Origin of the sequence: Alkalihalobacillus sp. CinArs1, from assembly GCF_947387515.1 — a bacterium.
In the GTDB taxonomy this organism is placed as follows: domain Bacteria; phylum Bacillota; class Bacilli; order Bacillales; family Guptibacillaceae; genus Guptibacillus.
Map to the genome: position 1 here is coordinate 1 of NZ_CANDOB010000010.1, position 16,654 is coordinate 16,654.

17 protein-coding genes, 2 tRNA genes and 2 riboswitches are annotated in these 16,654 nt (G+C 42.5%); of the genes, 14 read left to right on the forward strand and 5 right to left on the reverse strand.

Annotation, left to right across the window (positions count from 1 at the left end; translation table 11 throughout):
* Nucleotides 1-610 precede the first annotated feature (610 nt).
* From PFZ69_RS20585 to tsaD, 8 genes are all read left to right on the forward strand, one after another.
* Complete coding sequence (locus tag PFZ69_RS20585; RefSeq protein WP_270182967.1) at nt 611-1,750, forward strand: trans-sulfuration enzyme family protein; 1,140 nt, start codon at nt 611-613, stop codon at nt 1,748-1,750.
* A gap of 126 nt (nt 1,751-1,876) precedes the next feature.
* Nucleotides 1,877-1,953: transfer RNA gene (locus PFZ69_RS20590), tRNA-Met, on the forward strand.
* Nucleotides 1,954-2,075: 122 nt separating this feature from the next.
* Nucleotides 2,076-2,151: transfer RNA gene (locus PFZ69_RS20595), tRNA-Asp, on the forward strand.
* Nucleotides 2,152-2,347: 196 nt separating this feature from the next.
* Nucleotides 2,348-3,337 carry a thiamine-phosphate kinase gene (gene thiL, locus PFZ69_RS20600; RefSeq protein ID WP_270182968.1) on the forward strand — a complete coding sequence of 330 codons (990 nt, stop codon included), beginning with the start codon at nt 2,348-2,350 and terminating at the stop codon, nt 3,335-3,337.
* A 9-nt stretch (nt 3,338-3,346) separates the two neighbouring features.
* Nucleotides 3,347-3,817 carry a tRNA (adenosine(37)-N6)-threonylcarbamoyltransferase complex ATPase subunit type 1 TsaE gene (tsaE, locus tag PFZ69_RS20605; RefSeq protein WP_270182969.1) on the forward strand — a complete coding sequence of 157 codons (471 nt, stop codon included), beginning with the start codon at nt 3,347-3,349 and terminating at the stop codon, nt 3,815-3,817.
* A complete protein-coding gene (gene tsaB / locus PFZ69_RS20610; protein WP_270182970.1) occupies nt 3,798-4,493 on the forward strand; it encodes a tRNA (adenosine(37)-N6)-threonylcarbamoyltransferase complex dimerization subunit type 1 TsaB in 696 nt (231 codons plus the stop codon). Before tsaE ends, tsaB begins: the two co-directional genes overlap by 20 nt.
* 10 nt (nt 4,494-4,503) lie before the next feature.
* Nucleotides 4,504-4,962: a ribosomal protein S18-alanine N-acetyltransferase gene (gene rimI / locus PFZ69_RS20615; protein ID WP_270182971.1), complete on the forward strand. Its 459-nt coding sequence runs from the start codon at nt 4,504-4,506 to the stop codon at nt 4,960-4,962.
* A complete protein-coding gene (tsaD, locus tag PFZ69_RS20620) occupies nt 4,952-5,968 on the forward strand; it encodes a tRNA (adenosine(37)-N6)-threonylcarbamoyltransferase complex transferase subunit TsaD (protein WP_270182972.1) in 1,017 nt (338 codons plus the stop codon). Before rimI ends, tsaD begins: the two co-directional genes overlap by 11 nt.
* A gap of 249 nt (nt 5,969-6,217) precedes the next feature.
* Here the strand turns inward: tsaD and PFZ69_RS20625 are convergent, their stop codons facing one another.
* Nucleotides 6,218-8,137 carry an ABC-F family ATP-binding cassette domain-containing protein gene (locus PFZ69_RS20625; protein WP_270182973.1) on the reverse strand — a complete coding sequence of 640 codons (1,920 nt, stop codon included), beginning with the start codon at nt 8,135-8,137 and terminating at the stop codon, nt 6,218-6,220.
* A 246-nt stretch (nt 8,138-8,383) separates the two neighbouring features.
* On the opposite strand from PFZ69_RS20625, the gene moaC reads away from it, so the two are divergent.
* The 4 genes from moaC to tatC are packed head-to-tail and all read left to right on the forward strand — an operon-like array spanning nt 8,384 to nt 10,546.
* Nucleotides 8,384-8,866, forward strand: a complete 483-nt coding sequence (gene moaC, locus PFZ69_RS20630; RefSeq protein ID WP_270182974.1) for a cyclic pyranopterin monophosphate synthase MoaC — start codon at nt 8,384-8,386, stop codon at nt 8,864-8,866.
* Between the two features lie 43 nt (nt 8,867-8,909).
* A complete protein-coding gene (locus tag PFZ69_RS20635; protein ID WP_270182975.1) occupies nt 8,910-9,548 on the forward strand; it encodes a redox-sensing transcriptional repressor Rex in 639 nt (212 codons plus the stop codon).
* Nucleotides 9,549-9,575: 27 nt separating this feature from the next.
* Complete coding sequence (locus PFZ69_RS20640) at nt 9,576-9,758, forward strand: twin-arginine translocase TatA/TatE family subunit (RefSeq protein WP_224885557.1); 183 nt, start codon at nt 9,576-9,578, stop codon at nt 9,756-9,758.
* 20 nt (nt 9,759-9,778) lie between these two features.
* Nucleotides 9,779-10,546, forward strand: coding sequence for a twin-arginine translocase subunit TatC (gene tatC, locus PFZ69_RS20645; RefSeq protein WP_270182976.1), 768 nt, complete (start codon nt 9,779-9,781; stop codon nt 10,544-10,546).
* Between the two features lie 19 nt (nt 10,547-10,565).
* Here the strand turns inward: tatC and PFZ69_RS20650 are convergent, their stop codons facing one another.
* Together PFZ69_RS20650 and PFZ69_RS20655 are read right to left on the reverse strand one after the other, a co-directional pair.
* The gene (locus PFZ69_RS20650) at nt 10,566-10,790 is read right to left on the reverse strand and encodes a YdiK family protein (RefSeq protein WP_270182977.1); all 225 of its coding nucleotides are present in this window, start codon (nt 10,788-10,790) and stop codon (nt 10,566-10,568) included.
* Nucleotides 10,787-11,497 carry a CPBP family intramembrane glutamic endopeptidase gene (locus tag PFZ69_RS20655; RefSeq protein ID WP_270182978.1) on the reverse strand — a complete coding sequence of 237 codons (711 nt, stop codon included), beginning with the start codon at nt 11,495-11,497 and terminating at the stop codon, nt 10,787-10,789. Before PFZ69_RS20655 ends, PFZ69_RS20650 begins: the two co-directional genes overlap by 4 nt.
* 341 nt (nt 11,498-11,838) lie before the next feature.
* Between PFZ69_RS20655 and groES the strand changes: the two genes are divergently transcribed.
* Together groES and groL are read left to right on the forward strand one after the other, a co-directional pair.
* Entirely contained in the window at nt 11,839-12,126 is a 288-nt protein-coding gene (gene groES / locus PFZ69_RS20660) for a co-chaperone GroES (RefSeq protein WP_270182979.1), read from the forward strand.
* Nucleotides 12,127-12,174: 48 nt separating this feature from the next.
* Entirely contained in the window at nt 12,175-13,815 is a 1,641-nt protein-coding gene (gene groL / locus PFZ69_RS20665) for a chaperonin GroEL (protein WP_270182980.1), read from the forward strand.
* Nucleotides 13,816-14,481: 666 nt separating this feature from the next.
* Here the strand turns inward: groL and ssuE are convergent.
* Nucleotides 14,482-15,012, reverse strand: coding sequence for an NADPH-dependent FMN reductase (ssuE, locus tag PFZ69_RS20670; RefSeq protein ID WP_270182981.1), 531 nt, complete (start codon nt 15,010-15,012; stop codon nt 14,482-14,484).
* 48 nt (nt 15,013-15,060) lie between these two features.
* The gene (locus PFZ69_RS20675; RefSeq protein ID WP_270182982.1) at nt 15,061-16,203 is read right to left on the reverse strand and encodes an acyl-CoA dehydrogenase family protein; all 1,143 of its coding nucleotides are present in this window, start codon (nt 16,201-16,203) and stop codon (nt 15,061-15,063) included.
* 84 nt (nt 16,204-16,287) lie between these two features.
* Nucleotides 16,288-16,393, reverse strand: a riboswitch (SAM riboswitch).
* Between the two features lie 145 nt (nt 16,394-16,538).
* Nucleotides 16,539-16,640: riboswitch (SAM riboswitch) on the forward strand.
* Nucleotides 16,641-16,654 lie beyond the last annotated feature (14 nt).

A 16,654-nucleotide genomic window follows, 5' to 3' on the forward strand; every position in this document is an offset into this window, starting at 1 on the left:
AGAACACGGAAGTTAAGCTCGCGCGCCGATGGTAGTTGGGGGCTCTCCCCCTGCAAGAGTAGGACGTCGCTAGGCAAATGAGAAGTCAGAGCATTGAGCTCTGGCTTTTTTGTTTTGTCTGAATGTGGTGTTGAGTCATCAGGGGTTCCTGAAAAGTGGTTTCGCGGATATAAATTGAAAAGCGCGGATATATCATGATTATCGCGGATAAAATGAAAATTTCGCGGATATCGCCCGGATCGCTCGCCCTCAGAAGGTTTTATCTGAATGTGCTTTTAACAAATCAAAAGTTACAAACAACGCTTCGCTGATAAAAACGTAAAATCGCCGATAAATGTCTTCCTTTCGCTGATATTTACCTCAAATTCGCTGATAAATTAAAATTTCCGCTGATAAATCAATAAAAATCGCTGATAACCCATGTTTCAACGCTTTTTCTGAATAAGATTTTGTCTAATTAATGCTCCATAGCTGAACTCTTCTTTCAAATTGCTTACACATCTCCTCTACTGAAATTATTTTTGAATATTCCGACCGCCTTACTTGATAAATCACGCTAGAAGACTTAAGGTTAATGAAAAAGAATTTCAGAATAGAGAGGGGAAAGTAAATGAGTTTTCATTTTGACACCAGGGCAGTTCGATTTCCTAAAAAAGAAACAGCTGAAACTGTAAGTAAGGCTAAACCAATCTACCAAACATCTTCTTTTGTATTTGAAGACCTAGACGATTTAGAGTCTTTCTATCAAGGGAAGAAAGATTATTTATATACGAGGGTTAGTAATCCAAACACAGATGATCTCGGTATGGGTGTAGCAGACCTTGAAGGGGCGCCGAAAGGGGTAGCAACTTCATCAGGGTTGTCAGCTATTCTTGCTGGTGTGCTAGCTGCTGTAAAAGCTGGAGACCACATCGTCGCATGCGATGACTTGTATGGTGGTACTTACTCGTTGTTTGAGAGTGAACTAAAAGATTTCGGTATTGAAGTATCGTTTGTAGATTATGCAGACGTTGAAGCAGTTGAAAGTGCGATACAATCGAATACGAAGCTCCTATATACAGAATCGGTTACGAATCCGCTTCTAAGAGTAGAAGATTTGCATCAACTTGCTAGCCTAGGGAAAAAGCATAACCTTGTAACGATGGTTGATAATACGTTTGCGACGCCATTTCTACTCCAACCGTATACGATGGGAATCGATCTTGTCGTGCATAGTGCTACAAAGTACATAGGTGGACATAGCGATGTAACTGCTGGTGTTGTTGTGGGGAAAGAGAACCTTATTGCTAAAGCGAAAGCAAAGGTCATTAATCTCGGAGCTAATCTAAGCCCATTTGAAGCATGGTTAGGATGTAGAGGACTGAAAACGTTAAGTGTCAGAATGGATCGTCATGTGAAGAATGCACAGTTCCTTGCTGATGAGCTTAAACGGGTAGAGGGAATAAAGAGTGTCTACTATCCACGCTATGTTTCTGAGAGAGGAAATGGAGCGGTCGTATCGATTGAATTAGAAGATAACGTTAATGTTGATACGTTCTTCAAATCACTCGGTTGGGTGAAAATCGTACCAACGTTAGCCGGTTTGGATACATCAGTGTCTTATCCAATTGCCACCTCGCATCGCACAGTACCTGATGAAACTAGAGCAAAGCTCGGTATCACAAAGCAGCTTGTACGTATCTCAGTAGGTATAGAAAATGAAAACGACATAACAGACGCATTTAAGCAAGCAGTTGAGAAATCCCTCTAATGAAGGGGGATTTTTCTTTTTCTCTCAATGCTTGCATAACCTGTTTTTATCTGGTATAGTATTACTTGTGACGTTAGATAACGTTATTAACTATGCGCATCATAAGCATTAATTTTATACTATCGTCGCGGGGTGGAGCAGTTCGGTAGCTCGTCGGGCTCATAACCCGAAGGTCGCAGGTTCAAATCCTGCCCCCGCAACCAAAATTTTACCTACGTCGGATAATCCTCCGTGCTAAAATTTTATTGTAGTCCTTTAGGACAACCTAAACTGTTAACAATTAGCTTGCATTCAATAAACGTAAGTGAACAATATTTTCTCATGTGGTCCCGTGGTGTAGCGGTTAACATGCCTGCCTGTCACGCAGGAGATCGCGGGTTCGATTCCCGTCGGGACCGCCATTTTAGTATTTTCATAGAGCGAGCGAATCGCTTTTTTTTATTTTATAAAGATAAACTGAATTTAAAAACCGACTGCACATCTGATTTTTCATATTGGATGTGATTTTTCTTGAAATTAAGATAAACTGTTAGAAGGAGAGCCTTAGGATGAAATTCCTAAGGTTTTTTTATAAAATGGAAAGTGAGATGAGTTTGGTTGAAAGATGAATTTGAGTTTATACGATCAATTAAACCAGCTTATACAAAACGTGAAGAATTGATAGAAGGAATCGGGGATGACGCAGCCCTTTATCGTGTTGCTTCAGAGTGGGATGAGATTGCCTGTGTCGATACGATGGTGGAAGGTGTTCATTTCACGAGGGATACGATGACGCCGGAACAGATCGGAAGTAAAGCTCTTGCGGTAAATATTAGTGATATTGCAGCGATGGGCGGAGTCCCTCTCTTTTATTTAGTGTCTATCTCAATCCCTAAAACAGGGTGGTCAGATGAGGAGCTCGAGCAGGTTTACCGTGGTCTGCATGCGATTGGCAATGAGTTTGAGATGGACATGATCGGTGGAGATACGGTTTCGAGTAGAGATGCCTTAACCATTTCCGTTACGGCAATCGGAAAAGTAGAACGAGAAAGAAAACTTTTGAGGAAAAATGCTGTAGCCGGAGATGTGGTGTTTCTTACCGGTGCGGTCGGTGGATCGGCTGCAGGACTTTCGTATCTACTCAAGGAAACGGAACTTGAAAACCCTAATACCCAATCTTATATAAAGGCAAATCAAACGCCATATCCTCATGTGAAAGCAGGAAGGCTTCTGTCGAAGAGTGGGTGTCGTGTAGCATTGAACGATGTAAGTGATGGAATTGCTAGTGAAGCACATGAAATTGCTGAAGCGAGCAACGTTTCCATTGTGCTAGAAGAACAATATCTTCCACGTCCTGAAGGGTTTGATGCTTATTCTTCAGAACAGCGGTTAGACTGGATGTTATACGGTGGAGAAGATTTTGTGTTGATCGGAACAGTGTCAGAAAGTGATTGGGATAAGATCGAGCAGTTGTTTACGAATCAGAACGAACCAATCTACAAGATAGGATATGTCGCAGAAGGCGATGGTTCTGTTCATTTAGTGAATAAGGAAAACAAATATATTTTGGACAAGAAGGGATACAATCACTTCTCGTCTGAGGAATAGGTGATGACCATGAGTGCATATGCTTTCATCATGAAATCTCCAGAAGAAACCATAGAGCTCGGCATTAAGCTTGGTGAAAAGCTTAAGCCAGGTAGCGTATTAACGTTAGAGGGAGATCTAGGTGCAGGCAAGACAACTTTTACAAAGGGAATTGGAAAAGGTCTCGGTGTAAAGAAAATAGTAAATAGCCCTACGTTTACCATCATTAAGGAATACGAGGGGAATATTCCTCTCTATCATATGGATGCGTATCGATTAGAAGAAAGCGATGAGGATCTAGGATTTAGTGAATATTTTGAAGGCGAAGGTGTCACTGTAGTAGAATGGGCGAAATTTATACAGGATATGCTGCCAAAAGAACTATTACGTATCGAAATCTATCATCAAAGAGAATCAGAACGCAGATTGATATTAAGACCTTTCGGGGACTTTTATGAATCTGTTTGTAAGGAGTTGCAAGATGAGAGTACTAGCCATTGATTCATCTAACTATGTAATGGGTGTCGCTGTGATGGTAGATGATATTATCGTAGGCGAACTGATTACAAACTTAAAGAAGAATCACTCGATTCGACTGATGCCAGCGATCGAAGAGTTATTAGAAGAGGTCGGGGTAAAGCCGAATGAGCTCGATCGTATCGTCGTTGCTGAAGGACCCGGCTCGTATACTGGACTTCGCATTGGCGTGAGCATTGCTAAAACGTTAGCTTGGACGTTAAACATACCTCTTGTAGGCGTATCGAGTCTCGAAGTTCTCGCCCAAAGTGGACGCTATTTCGACGGAGCAATCGTGCCATTCTTCGATGCGAGAAGAGGACAAGTCTATAATGGGGTATTTGAGAAAGGCATGCCACATCCTGTAAGAAAGAGTGACGATCAGATCGTATTGTTTGAAGAGTGGCTTAAAGTAAATAAAGAAAGCCATGATCAATTCCTATTCATTAGCAATGATCTATCGAATCACAAAGAAACGATTGAAAGTATACTTGGCGATAAAGCGATCTTTGCCCCTATTAGTAGTACCAATGCTCGTCCATCCGAGCTTGCTGTGCTAGGAGCGAAGAAGGAACCGGTTGAGGATGTACACGCGTTTAAACCGAATTACGTAAGGATGGCAGAGGCGGAAGCTAAATGGCTCGCTTCGCAGGAAAAGTAGGGGATTCGTAATGGAAAAGACGATATCGTTTCGTTCGATGACTGTGGAAGATATTGAAGCTGTCATGGAGATTGAGAAAGCAACGTTTCCAACGCCGTGGAGTCGGTCTGCTTTTTACAATGAAGTGGTTGTGAATCAGTTTGCTACTTACCTTTTACTCGAAGTCGGTGAAGAAATCGCTGGGTACTGCGGCGTATGGGTGATTATTGATGAAGCCCATATTACGAACATCGCCCTGCATCCAGACTATAGAGGAATGAAGTTAGGCGAAGCGTTGATGAGTAAAGCGATTCGTTTTGCGAAATCGCGGGGAGCGTTGACCATGACGCTTGAAGTTAGAGTGTCGAATACAGTTGCACAGAATTTATATAAGAAACTAGGTTTTGTAGAAGGAGGCATCCGCAAAGGTTATTATTCAGATAACCAGGAGGATGCACTAGTAATGTGGGTGAATTTAAATGGAAAATAAATCAGAAATCATACTAGGAATCGAAACAAGCTGTGATGAAACAGCGGTTTCGATCGTTAAAGGCGGAACAGAAGTTCTTTCTAACGTCGTGGCTTCGCAAATTGAAAGTCATAAGCGTTTTGGTGGTGTCGTACCTGAGATCGCATCTCGTCATCATGTAGAGGAAATGACGGTTATTTTAGAAGAAGCACTTCGAAAGGCTGAAGTGACGATGGACGATATCGACGCGATCGCCGTTACGGAAGGACCAGGATTAGTAGGAGCCTTGTTAATTGGAGTGAACACAGCGAAAGCGTTAGCGTTCGCTCATCAAAAGCCTCTAATTGGAACCCATCATATCGCAGGGCACATCTATGCGAATCAGCTTGTCTCTGAGCTTAAGTATCCATTGCTATCTCTCGTTGTCTCAGGAGGGCATACAGAGCTTGTTTATATGGAATCTGAAGGAGAGTTCACGTTGATAGGAGAAACGCGTGATGACGCTGCAGGAGAAGCCTATGACAAAGTGGCGAGAACGTTGAAGCTGCCATATCCAGGTGGACCGCATATCGATCGTCTTGCACAAGAAGGCACGGAGTCGGTACCGCTTCCTCGTGCATGGCTTGAGAAAGGGTCTTATGATTTCAGCTTTAGTGGATTGAAATCTGCCGTAATCAACACCGTTCATAACGCTAAGCAGCGTAATGAGGAGATCAAGCCTGAAGATCTAGCGGCAAGTTTTCAAGCAGCCGTAGTCGATGTCCTCGTAACGAAAACGAAGCGAGCGGCTGAAGAGTATGATGTGAAACAAGTGCTGCTTGCTGGGGGAGTTGCGGCGAACAAAGGTCTTCGAACGGCATTAAAAGAAGCCTTTAAGGATTCAGAGATCGAGCTAATCATTCCACCTCTTCATTATTGTACAGATAATGCGGCGATGATTGCTGCAGCAGGTACCATTTCCTATCGAAAAGGGAAGCGTTCTTCCTTACACCTTAATGCAAATCCGGGATTAGAACTGGGAATCTAGTCCCGGTTTTTTTGTTTCTAATTATCCACAAGCAGTGAATATTGTGGACATATTGTCCTATATCTGAAACGAAGGGGATTTCTGCTGTGGGTAAAGATTTGTGGATAACAATTCATTTAACTGTGGATAATGTTGATAAATTAGAAATATCTCGTTAGATAAACACACATTCTGTGTATAAGTATGTGGATTGTGTGAATATGTCGGAAAATTTTCTATCTAAAGAAAAAACAGTCCACTGTGGACTGTTTACGCTTCTTGAAGTTCTCCCCATTCTTCCATGAGTTCTTCTGTTCTCGTTCTTAATTTATCGAGCTCTTCATTTAAGACCATCACCTTCTCATGATCTTCAAACACTTCAGGAATACAGAGTTCTGCTTCTATTTCGTCGATTCTAGCTTCTGCCGAATCAATTTCTTTTTCAATTTCGTCGATCCGCCTTAAGATTTGTCTTTCCTGGCGTTTTGCTTCTTTATCTTGTTGAAAACTAGATTTTCCAGAAACTTCGGGCGCACTCGATTGTTCCTGCTGTTCAAGAGCGGCGAGTTCAGCGAGTTCCTCTTTCTTTTCTACATAGTAATCATAGTCACCGAGGTATGATGTGACACCTTCAGTGGATAACTCAAGGACACGAGTGGCGATTCGATTGATGAAGTACCGATCGTGTGAAACGAACAAGATCGTTCCAGGGAACTGGATGAGCGCTTCTTCTAAAATTTCTTTACTATCTAAATCAAGGTGGTTCGTCGGTTCGTCGAGTATAAGGAGGTTTGACTTTTGCATCATCAGTTTAGAGAGCGCGAGTCTACCTTTTTCTCCACCGCTTAGTTCGGATACAATCTTCAATACATCATCGCCGCTGAAAAGGAAGCGGCCTAATACGGCACGGATATCCTTTTCATCGGTTAATGGGAAGTCATCCCATAGTTCGTTTAGGACAGTTTTATTGGATGTGAGATTCGTTTGTTCCTGATCATAGAATCCGATCTGAACATTACTTCCGAAATTAAGATCTCCCCCTAAAAGGGTTTTTCCTGAGACGATGGCTTGGAGGAGTGTTGATTTCCCGATTCCGTTCGGACCAACGAGCGCAACGCTTTCCTGGCGTTTCAAGTCGAACGTAAGCTGATCGTTGATCACCGTATCCGGGTAGCCGATCGATAACTCTCGCACACTCAGTACATCGTTACCTGTTTGCTTGTCGATCCTAAACGAAATGTTGGCTGATTTCTCATCGCCCTTTGGCTTATCGATCGGCTCCATCTTTTCAAGCTGCTTTCTTCTACTTTGAGCACGCTTTGTCGTAGAGGCGCGGACGATGTTTTTCTGAACAAAGTCTTCTAGTTTTGCGATTTCCTTTTGCTGCTTCTCAAACTCTTTAAGCTGCTGTTCATAGCGTCGATCTTTCTCTTCTAAATAGAAGCTATAATTTCCTTCGAATCGTTCTGCACGGTTTCTTGAGATCTCATATACCTTGTTCACGATTTTATCGAGAAAATAGCGGTCGTGAGAAACGATGAGGATGGCACCTGTGTAGCCTGTTAAATAACCCTCGAGCCATGTGAGTGTTTGGATATCAAGGTGGTTTGTCGGCTCATCCAGAATGAGTAGCTCAGGTTTTGTAAGTAAGAGTTTACCGAGCGCCAGGCGCGTCTTTTGCCCTCCACTTAGACTAGAAATCGGTGTTTTATAATCGAAATCTTTGAAGTTAAGCCCGTGAAGGACCGTACGAATATCCGCTTCGTATTTGTAGCCGCCTTTGTCTTTGAAAGCGACCTGAAGCTGGTCATATTCTTTCATGATACGCTGGTATTCCTGCTCATTTTCATAGATAGATGGGTCACCCATCTTCTCTTCGTACCGTCGAAGTTCTTTTTCCATACGACGTAGTTCTTCAAAGACGCTAAGCATTTCATCCCAGATCGATAGGTTCGATTCGAGACCCGTGTCCTGAGCCATGTATCCGATCCGTACATCTTTCGGTTTGATGATATCTCCTGAATCATAGGAGAGCTGCCCTGTGATGAGTTTTAGAAGAGTAGACTTTCCGGCACCGTTTCGACCAACGAGTGCCACACGGTCTCTCGATTGTACTTCTAGCTTAATATTAGATAAAATAGGGTCAGCACCAAATGATTTTGATACGCCATTTACTTGTAGTGCGATCATTGTTTCTTCACCTCGAATTTCTCTCTTCTCGTTGTATGTTGAATCGAGCGATTTGCTTGATCTACCATTCGATTACGTTCCTTTAAGTTTATCGTAGTGAGGACAAGGTGGGCAACTACAGGAATGTTCATTAAATGGTAATAAAAATTCTTGTTAAAAAACAGCAAAAAGGATAGAAATGGTGTATAGTCACAAGTAGCAGCATTCCATTTAACCTTCTATCATCTATAGAAGAAAGGGGCAGCTATGAGTTCATTTACTCATTTTAATAAAGAAGGCCGCGCACAGATGGTCGATATTACAGAGAAAACTCCGACTGCTCGTACAGCGGTTGCCAAAACGAGCGTGAAGGTTAGTGAAGAAATTTATACTGGTATCAAAGACGGAAATATGAAGAAAGGCGATGTGCTTCAAGTCGCCCAAATTGCCGGGATTATGGCAGCAAAAAAAACGTCTGATCTCATCCCTATGTGTCATCCGATAGCGCTTTCTGGCGTTGACCTTCATTTCGACTGGGAAGTGAGCGCTTCCTTTTATGAGCTTACAATTGAAGCTCATGTGAAAACAAAAGGAAGTACCGGAGTAGAAATGGAAGCGCTGACGGCAGCATCAGCGGCGGCATTAACGGTGTACGATATGTGCAAAGCGCTGGATAAAGGCATCGTTATCGGGGAAACCTATCTCCTTACAAAAACAGGGGGGAAAAGCGGGGATTACAAGCGCGAGTAGGACAACCATAGATTGAGCGCGGAGGTCAATGTGGAGGGTGTTTATGGATATTGATCAAACAAAAATTCCGCAAGCGACAGCAAAACGACTGCCGCTCTATTATCGCTATTTAAAAAATCTTAGTGCATCTGGTAAACAGCGGGTAAGTTCTGCTGAATTGAGCGATGCGATAAAGGTAGATTCTGCTACCATACGAAGAGATTTTAGTTATTTCGGTGCTCTTGGTAAAAAAGGGTATGGGTATAACGTTCATTATCTGTTATCTTTCTTTAGTAAGACCCTAGATCAAGATGAAACGACCAGGGTAGCTCTAGTAGGAGTAGGTAACCTTGGGACAGCGTTTCTGCACTACAATTTCATTAAGAATAACAATACGAAGATCGAACTGGCATTTGATGCGGATGCTGCAAAAGTAAACCAAGAAATTGGTGGTATTCCGGTCTACCTTATCGATCAGTTTAAAGAACAGGTGAAGAAGAACGACATCTCAGTCGTTATCCTTACAGTACCCGTTCATGCTGCTCAGTCGATTGCAGATCAGATGGACGAGGCTGGAATTAAAGGGATTCTGAACTTTACGCCAGCACGTTTGACCGTACCAGATCATATTCGAGTGCACCATATTGATCTGGCTGTTGAGCTGCAGGCTCTCGTGTATTTTATGAAACATTACCCTGTATAAACTTACAATCTTAAGGAGGTGACACGCATGGGAATGGGTGGCGCAAGTATCGCTCTAGTTGCAGTTGTTGCTTTGATCATTTTTGGACCTAAGAAACTACCTGAGCTTGGTAAAGCAGCAGGTAACACACTTCGTGAGTTCAAGAACGCAACAAAAGGTCTAGCAGATGACGACGATGATACGAACGATAAGAAAAAAAACGAACAGTAATCGGTTAGGACGGATAGGGAATGGATGAACAAAAACAATCCATCTATGATCACATAGAAGAATTAAGAAAACGAATCATCATCACAGTCGTCGTCTTAATTCTCTCCTTTATTGCGGGACTATTCATCGCAAAGCCGGTCATCGTCTTTCTCCAGAATGCTCCTGAAGCACAGGGTATTCCGATGAACGCTTTTACATTAACAGACCCGTTAAAGGTTTATTTCAGCTTTGCGTTCCTGGTTGCTTTCATTATGACATCGCCCATCGCTCTCTATCAGCTATGGGCTTTTGTTTCGCCAGGACTTTATGATAATGAACGGAAAGTAACGTTATCGTATATCCCAGCAGTCTTTCTCCTCTTTCTTGGAGGAGTTTCATTTTCATATTTCGTCCTGTTTCCTTTTGTCATCGACTTTGTCGGGAATTTGGCAGAAAGCCTCAACATTCAGGAAATGTACGGCGCAAATCAATACTTCACTTTCTTGTTTCAGTTAACATTACCATTTGGCTTTGTGTTTCAGCTGCCTGTGATTGTTCTTTTCTTTACAAGACTCGGAATTTTAAATCCTGCCATGCTTGTACAGATTAGGAGATACGCGTATTTTGGACTCCTCGTCATAGCGGGTATGATCACACCGCCTGAAATTATTTCACACCTCATGGTTTCGGTACCACTGTTTTTACTATATGAATTCAGCATTCTTGTGTCTCGCTATGGTTATAGAAAGAGACTACAAGCAGAGGCGAAGCGTCAATTGGAAGAGCAGGATTCGGAACAGGAAGCATAACAAAAGCGATAGGATAGCCCTATCGCTTTTTGTTTTGATCTTTTTTCTTAAGTTGATTGATTTTCTTTTTAAGTAAAAAGAAGCGAATGGAGTAAGCAAAATCAACTGTGGCGAGTACCATCAGTAGTATCGTCCAAAGGCTCCACATATCTGCATCAGAACGGGCGCTTTGAATCGCAAGGTACGTGAAGATCGAACCGAGCCCTGCGTAGAAAAACCCCATTAGAGTTGGTGAAAATCTCATGTAAGTACTCCTCCAATAAATGATTGCATTTGTTCCGCTTTCTTCTGTAGTTCTGCTAGATCATCTGCAAAGAAGATGTTAATTAAGACAACAATCGTATTCATCGTCATATGAGCGACAATCGGTACGATCAACCGCTTCGTTTTTACATATAGAAACGCGAACGTAAGTCCCATCGCAGTATAAACAAGGATGTGGTCGAAATCCAAATGGATGGCTGCAAAAATAACCGAACTCGCGATTCCAGCGATCCAAAAGTTAAACCGTGTATAGAGTGCCCCGAAAATCACTTTTCTAAAGACGATCTCTTCAAGAATTGGGCCAATGATCGCTATTACAAGGATGAAGATCGGTGATGCCTTCGCAACATCCATCAGCATCTCTGTATTTTCTGATCCAGGTTCGATTCCGAATAAATTGACTTCGATCATCGCTGCGATAATTTGAGCAAAGTAAGCCATGAAGATACCAAGAATGCTCCAGCTTACCGCTTTCCCTGCTGATACGCGGGTAGAACGTTCAAACGGCTCGTCAGGAGTTGAGCGGAGTAGAAATAGCATGATGATGAGTGCTGTAAAAAAGCTCACAACCGAGTAACTTACGACTGGGTTCGGAACATCTAGGGATTGAAATAGTTTTGCACCCGGATATCCGGAAAGCTGCATAACGATATAAGTAATTAAGATAGTCCAATAGTGTTTTGCCAAGAAGCATAACTCCTTTTAGTGGTTTGCATGCCTAGATAAAGGCATTTTGCATACTTGTATTAGTTTAACACATTTAGGAATGGGAATGCCCTTTAGAAGAGTTTCGAAACAGTGACGAATCTGAAAAGGGAATGTTCTGATAACTAGTACGTAAGTCTTATCTTTCAGATGGAAGAAGTTGATAAATAAAGGAATGCAAATTTTCTGTTAAAAAAATCAACTTTACTACTTGCAAAAGAATAGTCAAATATTTTATTATATACATGTGTTAGCACTCGCCTATGTTGAGTGCTAACAGAAACAATACAAACCATTAATATCCACTGAGGAGGGTGTTTGAGTTGTTAAAGCCTTTAGGTGATCGCGTAGTAGTAGAACCAATTCAATTAGAAGAAAAAACGTCTAGTGGAATCGTACTTCCTGATTCTGCAAAAGAAAAGCCTCAAGAAGGTCGCATTGTATCTGTAGGTAGCGGTGTGTTAACTGATTCTGGCGAGCGTGTAGCTCTTGAAGTTTCAGAAGGCGATGCAGTTATTTACAGTAAGTATGCTGGTACTGAAGTAAAATATGACGGTAAAGAATATTTAATTCTTCGTGAAAACGATATTCTTGCAGTTGTAAGCAAGTAATACAACCACTCAAATAAAATAAGAACTACATAAATTGGAGGGTAACAAATGGCTAAAGATATTAAGTTTAGTGAAGAAGCCCGTCGCTCAATGCTTCGCGGTGTTGATTCTCTTGCAAACGCAGTAAAAGTTACACTCGGTCCAAAAGGACGTAACGTGGTACTAGAGAAGAAGTTCGGTTCTCCTCTTATCACAAATGACGGTGTAACGATCGCGAAAGAAATTGAACTTGAAGATGCATTCGAAAACATGGGTGCTAAGCTTGTAGCTGAAGTAGCAAGCAAGACGAACGACGTTGCTGGTGACGGTACAACAACTGCAACGGTTCTTGCACAAGCAATGGTTCGTGAAGGACTTAAAAACGTTGCTTCTGGTGCTAACCCAATGGTTATCCGTAAAGGAATCGAAAAAGCAACAAAAGCTGCTGTAGATGAGCTTAAGAAAATTTCTAAGCCAATCGAAGGTAAAGAGTCAATCGCACAGGTTGCGTCTATCTCTGCTGCTGACGAAGAAGTGGGTCAATTGATCGCTGAAGCAATGGAGCGCGTTGGAAACGACGGCGTTATCACTGTTGAAGAATCAAAAGGATTCGCTACTGAGCTTGAAGTAGTAGAAGGTATGCAGTTCGACCGCGGATATGCATCTCCTTACATGGTAACAGACTCCGATAAAATGGAAGCTGTTCTAGAAGATCCATATATCCTTATCACTGATAAGAAGATCGCAAGCATCCAAGATGTACTTCCAGTGCTTGAGCAAGTGGTACAACAAGGTAAACCACTTCTTATGATTGCTGAAGACGTTGAAGGTGAAGCTCTTGCAACACTTGTTGTTAACAAGCTTCGTGGAACGTTCAACGCAGTAGCTGTTAAAGCTCCTGGTTTCGGTGACCGTCGTAAAGCAATGCTTGAAGACATCGGTACACTAACTGGTGCTGAAGTGATCACTGAAGATCTTGGTCTAGATCTTAAGCAAGCAAACATCACGCAGCTTGGCCGCGCTTCTAAAGTTGTTGTAACGAAAGAAAACACAACAATCGTTGAAGGCTCTGGCGAAACTGACAAGATCGCTGCTCGCGTTAACCAAATCAAAGCTCAGCTAGAAGAAACGACGTCTGAGTTCGATAAAGAAAAGCTTCAGGAGCGTCTTGCTAAACTTGCTGGCGGCGTAGCTGTCATCAAAGTTGGTGCTGCAACTGAAACAGAATTGAAAGAACGTAAACTACGCATCGAGGATGCTCTTAATTCAACTCGCGCAGCAGTTGAAGAAGGTATCGTATCCGGTGGTGGTACTGCGCTCGTTAACGTTGTGAAGGCAGTTCAAGCTGTTGAAGCAACTGGTGACGAAGCAACTGGTGTGAAGATCGTTCTTCGCGCACTAGAAGAGCCAATCCGTCAGATCTCTCACAACGCTGGTCTTGAAGGTTCTGTTGTTGTTGAGCGCCTGAAAGGCGAGAAGATCGGTATCGGCTTCAACGCTCTTACTGGTGAGTGGGTAAACATGGTAGATGCTGGTATCGTTGACCCTACAAAAGTTACACGTTCAGCTCTACAAAACGCTGCATCTGTATCTGCTATGCTTCTTACAACAGAAGCTGTTATCGCTGACAAGCCTGAGGAAAACGAAGGCGGCGGCATGCCTGACATGAGCGGCATGGGCGGTATGGGTGGAATGGGCGGTATGATGTAAGGTTCTCCTTACATTTTCCCCTTCTGAAACAACCCATTTAAAACAAGAGCCAACTTCCTTAAAGAGGAAGTTGGCTCTTTCTTTTTTATTAATCACTAGAATCATTGGTACGATTCATTTGACTCTATAAAATGTACTGCGGAATCAAGATAGACTAGAACTGTGCTGATGAATTAATTCTAAAAAATAGTGAAAAAAAAGCCTCTCTGGAGTTTAAATTCCTGAGAGGCTTTTATCATATCGTCCACCATAAATAATTGTTGTATAAGGGTTAGTCATAACACTCCTACAATAATAACTCCTAGGTGAATCTTAAAGATAGCACTGATCCCCACTTTTCAATGAGCCTTTGAAGACCGAAATGAGCCCCTTAAAAAATGAGGAGTCTCCCAGCTACCACCCTGGGAGACCAGGCTAATCATTTGAACTACCTTGCGACTTTTTCCTATAAGAAAAAAAGTTGCCTATAGTAAAAATAACCGAATATTATTCGGAATGCAAATGATAAGTTAGGAAATGTGTACTTATGATTGATGGTGCCATGATCTTTCGTATTTAATTAGGCGTGTAAGAATCATGACCTCGCGAATTGGTTTTTACAAGTAAAACCGTCCAGTTGGCTCCTCATAAAAATAGATGACGAACATCTCGTTCGTCATCTATTTTTTATATATTAAGTTCCTCCACCAACGTCTCCAAATTCCCCTTCAACCGCTCTTTCGCCTCTTCATCCAAAATAAACTCATTCCCCTCAGCACGCTGAACATGCTGGTCGATCACATACGCACCGCTAAGGAGATTCGTCGCTCCAAGAGAAGAGAGTACAGGCTTAAGCGCATAATCGATCGCAAGGAGATGCCCGAACGATCCACCGATCATCAATGGAAGAACGGCTTTTCCTTTCAATCCTTTTTGAGGAAGAAGATCGAGGTACGTCTTCAATATCCCTGTATAAGCAGCTTTATAAACAGGCGATAAAATAATAACGGCATCTGCTTTTTCTACTTTTTCATTCGCATCCAAAATCGCAGAGCTGCTAAAGTTAGCGGTGATTAAATCGGTAGCGGGTAAGTCGATCACATTGATTGATTCATAGGAGATCGACTGCTCCTTTAAATAACTTTCTGCATAGTCCTTGATTCCTTTTAGTCTCGATTGAAGGGAGTTTCCTCCGTAAATAAGTACAACATTGCTCATTGTTTTCACTCTCCTAAACTAGTGTCATCACAATTTTCTTACACATACTCAGTCAGCAAACACGCTTTTCGCAAGACTATACACGATTGCATCGTCTGTCGGCGGGTTATGAAGCCCTGCTCGTACGTTCCGGAAATGGCGCTGTAATGGGTTGCTGGCAGACAGGCTTCTAGCACCGACCACGCGCATCGCTAAATCTACGACTCGGTTCGCACTATTTGTTACGATATGCTTCACGGCTGCTAAGTCCGCTCCCATATGCGGACGCTCTTCAGGGTTTTCACTCCATCTCTTTGCGACAGCATAGAGAACTTCTCGCGCGTTGAATAGCTCTAACTGCATCTCGCCGATCTTTCTCCTTACTTCTGGCACGTCTTTGATCGGACCAGGAAGTGTTGAAGGGGAGAAGGAGGAGGCGAATTCGACCGTGTAGTCCATGGCTGAAGAGGCGATGCCAAGGTAAACGGCTGGAATCTGCAGGTACCATCCTTTCGGAGATACTTTGTGGTTCTCCTCAATTACCAATAGATCTTCAGGTTTTACGTGGACGTTATGTAGCACGAGATCATCACTCTTTGTCCCTTTCATGGAGATACTGTCCCACGTTTCCTCAACTTGTACGCCTTCAAGCTTGTGATCGATCAGGACAAACCCTTTCTTACCGGATTGATCAACGTCAGCTGTTACGATTGAGTAATCAAGCGCCACGGCCATTGACGTAAAGGATTTTCGCCCATTGATGATCCAGCCCTCGGGCGTTTTTGTAGCAGTCGTTTGAGGAACTCCGCCGCGTGAAGGGCTACCGGTCGCTTTTTCAGTTTGCGCAAGGTTGAGAAGCGCTTTTTCGTTTACGATCAAGTGGCACACTTTTTCGAAAACCGCTTCATCCCACGCTCGCGATTCAGCGATTTCTAAGATAACGCCAAGCTGCCAGCCGAGGGAAAGTGCCGTCGGACCATCACCTGATGCGAGCTGTTCTTGAACTTTCAAGAACTCGTACAAGTTAAGACCAGAGCCTCCATATTCTTTTGGTACAGTGAGTGATAAAAAGTTCCTCGCCTTTAAATCTTCGAAGTTCTCGTAAGGAAACCTTTCTTCTTCATCATATTTTGCGGATCTACTTTTAAAAAGTTCAACGAGTTCAGTGAGTTCTTCCTTCAAATCAGGCTGCTTTTCAGTTGCAAATGGCATCGGTATCCTCCTTTTTCTCTATACAAAAAAAGTCTACTTTCAGCTGAAAGTAGACTTAGGCTCATTAAAATTCGAACCATACAAGCTTCATCTTTCAGACAAAAAGTCTGCTGGAATGAGCACCTTGCTTAAAATAAGCGGTTGCTGCAGGATCGTTGGACCAGATTCCTCCCCTGACTCTAGATAAATGTATGCGGTAGTGCGTTAAAGAATAGAATACGGACAAATAAACGCAATGTCAACAAGTAATTAGAAAAGAAATAATTTTTTGATTTTTTGTTGACAGGGAATCGATCGGTGCTGTATATTCATCGTTAAATTCAATAAAACAAACTTTCTTATCAAGAGAGGTGGAGGGACTGGCCCTTTGAAGCCTCGGCAACAGACTCGGTTGAGTACTGTGCCAATTCCAGCAAGCGATGCTTGAAGGATAAGAAAAGACAGTTGCTTT

What these genes read in the sequence shown, in the direction of transcription:
- groL (WP_270182980.1), top strand. Translation starts at nt 12,175, where the DNA reads ATGGCTAAAGATATTAAGTTTAGTGAAGAAGCCCGTCGCTCAATGCTT.
- tsaB (WP_270182970.1), top strand. Translation starts at nt 3,798, where the DNA reads ATGAGAGTACTAGCCATTGATTCATCTAACTATGTAATGGGTGTCGCT.
- PFZ69_RS20585 (WP_270182967.1), top strand. Translation starts at nt 611, where the DNA reads ATGAGTTTTCATTTTGACACCAGGGCAGTTCGATTTCCTAAAAAAGAA.
- tatC (WP_270182976.1), top strand. Translation starts at nt 9,779, where the DNA reads ATGGATGAACAAAAACAATCCATCTATGATCACATAGAAGAATTAAGA.
- rimI (WP_270182971.1), top strand. Translation starts at nt 4,504, where the DNA reads ATGGAAAAGACGATATCGTTTCGTTCGATGACTGTGGAAGATATTGAA.
- moaC (WP_270182974.1), top strand. Translation starts at nt 8,384, where the DNA reads ATGAGTTCATTTACTCATTTTAATAAAGAAGGCCGCGCACAGATGGTC.
- PFZ69_RS20625 (WP_270182973.1), bottom strand. Translation starts at nt 8,137, where the DNA reads ATGATCGCACTACAAGTAAATGGCGTATCAAAATCATTTGGTGCTGAC.
- tsaE (WP_270182969.1), top strand. Translation starts at nt 3,347, where the DNA reads ATGAGTGCATATGCTTTCATCATGAAATCTCCAGAAGAAACCATAGAG.
- PFZ69_RS20635 (WP_270182975.1), top strand. Translation starts at nt 8,910, where the DNA reads ATGGATATTGATCAAACAAAAATTCCGCAAGCGACAGCAAAACGACTG.
- PFZ69_RS20640 (WP_224885557.1), top strand. Translation starts at nt 9,576, where the DNA reads ATGGGAATGGGTGGCGCAAGTATCGCTCTAGTTGCAGTTGTTGCTTTG.
- PFZ69_RS20650 (WP_270182977.1), bottom strand. Translation starts at nt 10,790, where the DNA reads ATGAGATTTTCACCAACTCTAATGGGGTTTTTCTACGCAGGGCTCGGT.
- PFZ69_RS20675 (WP_270182982.1), bottom strand. Translation starts at nt 16,203, where the DNA reads ATGCCATTTGCAACTGAAAAGCAGCCTGATTTGAAGGAAGAACTCACT.
- tsaD (WP_270182972.1), top strand. Translation starts at nt 4,952, where the DNA reads ATGGAAAATAAATCAGAAATCATACTAGGAATCGAAACAAGCTGTGAT.
- ssuE (WP_270182981.1), bottom strand. Translation starts at nt 15,012, where the DNA reads ATGAGCAATGTTGTACTTATTTACGGAGGAAACTCCCTTCAATCGAGA.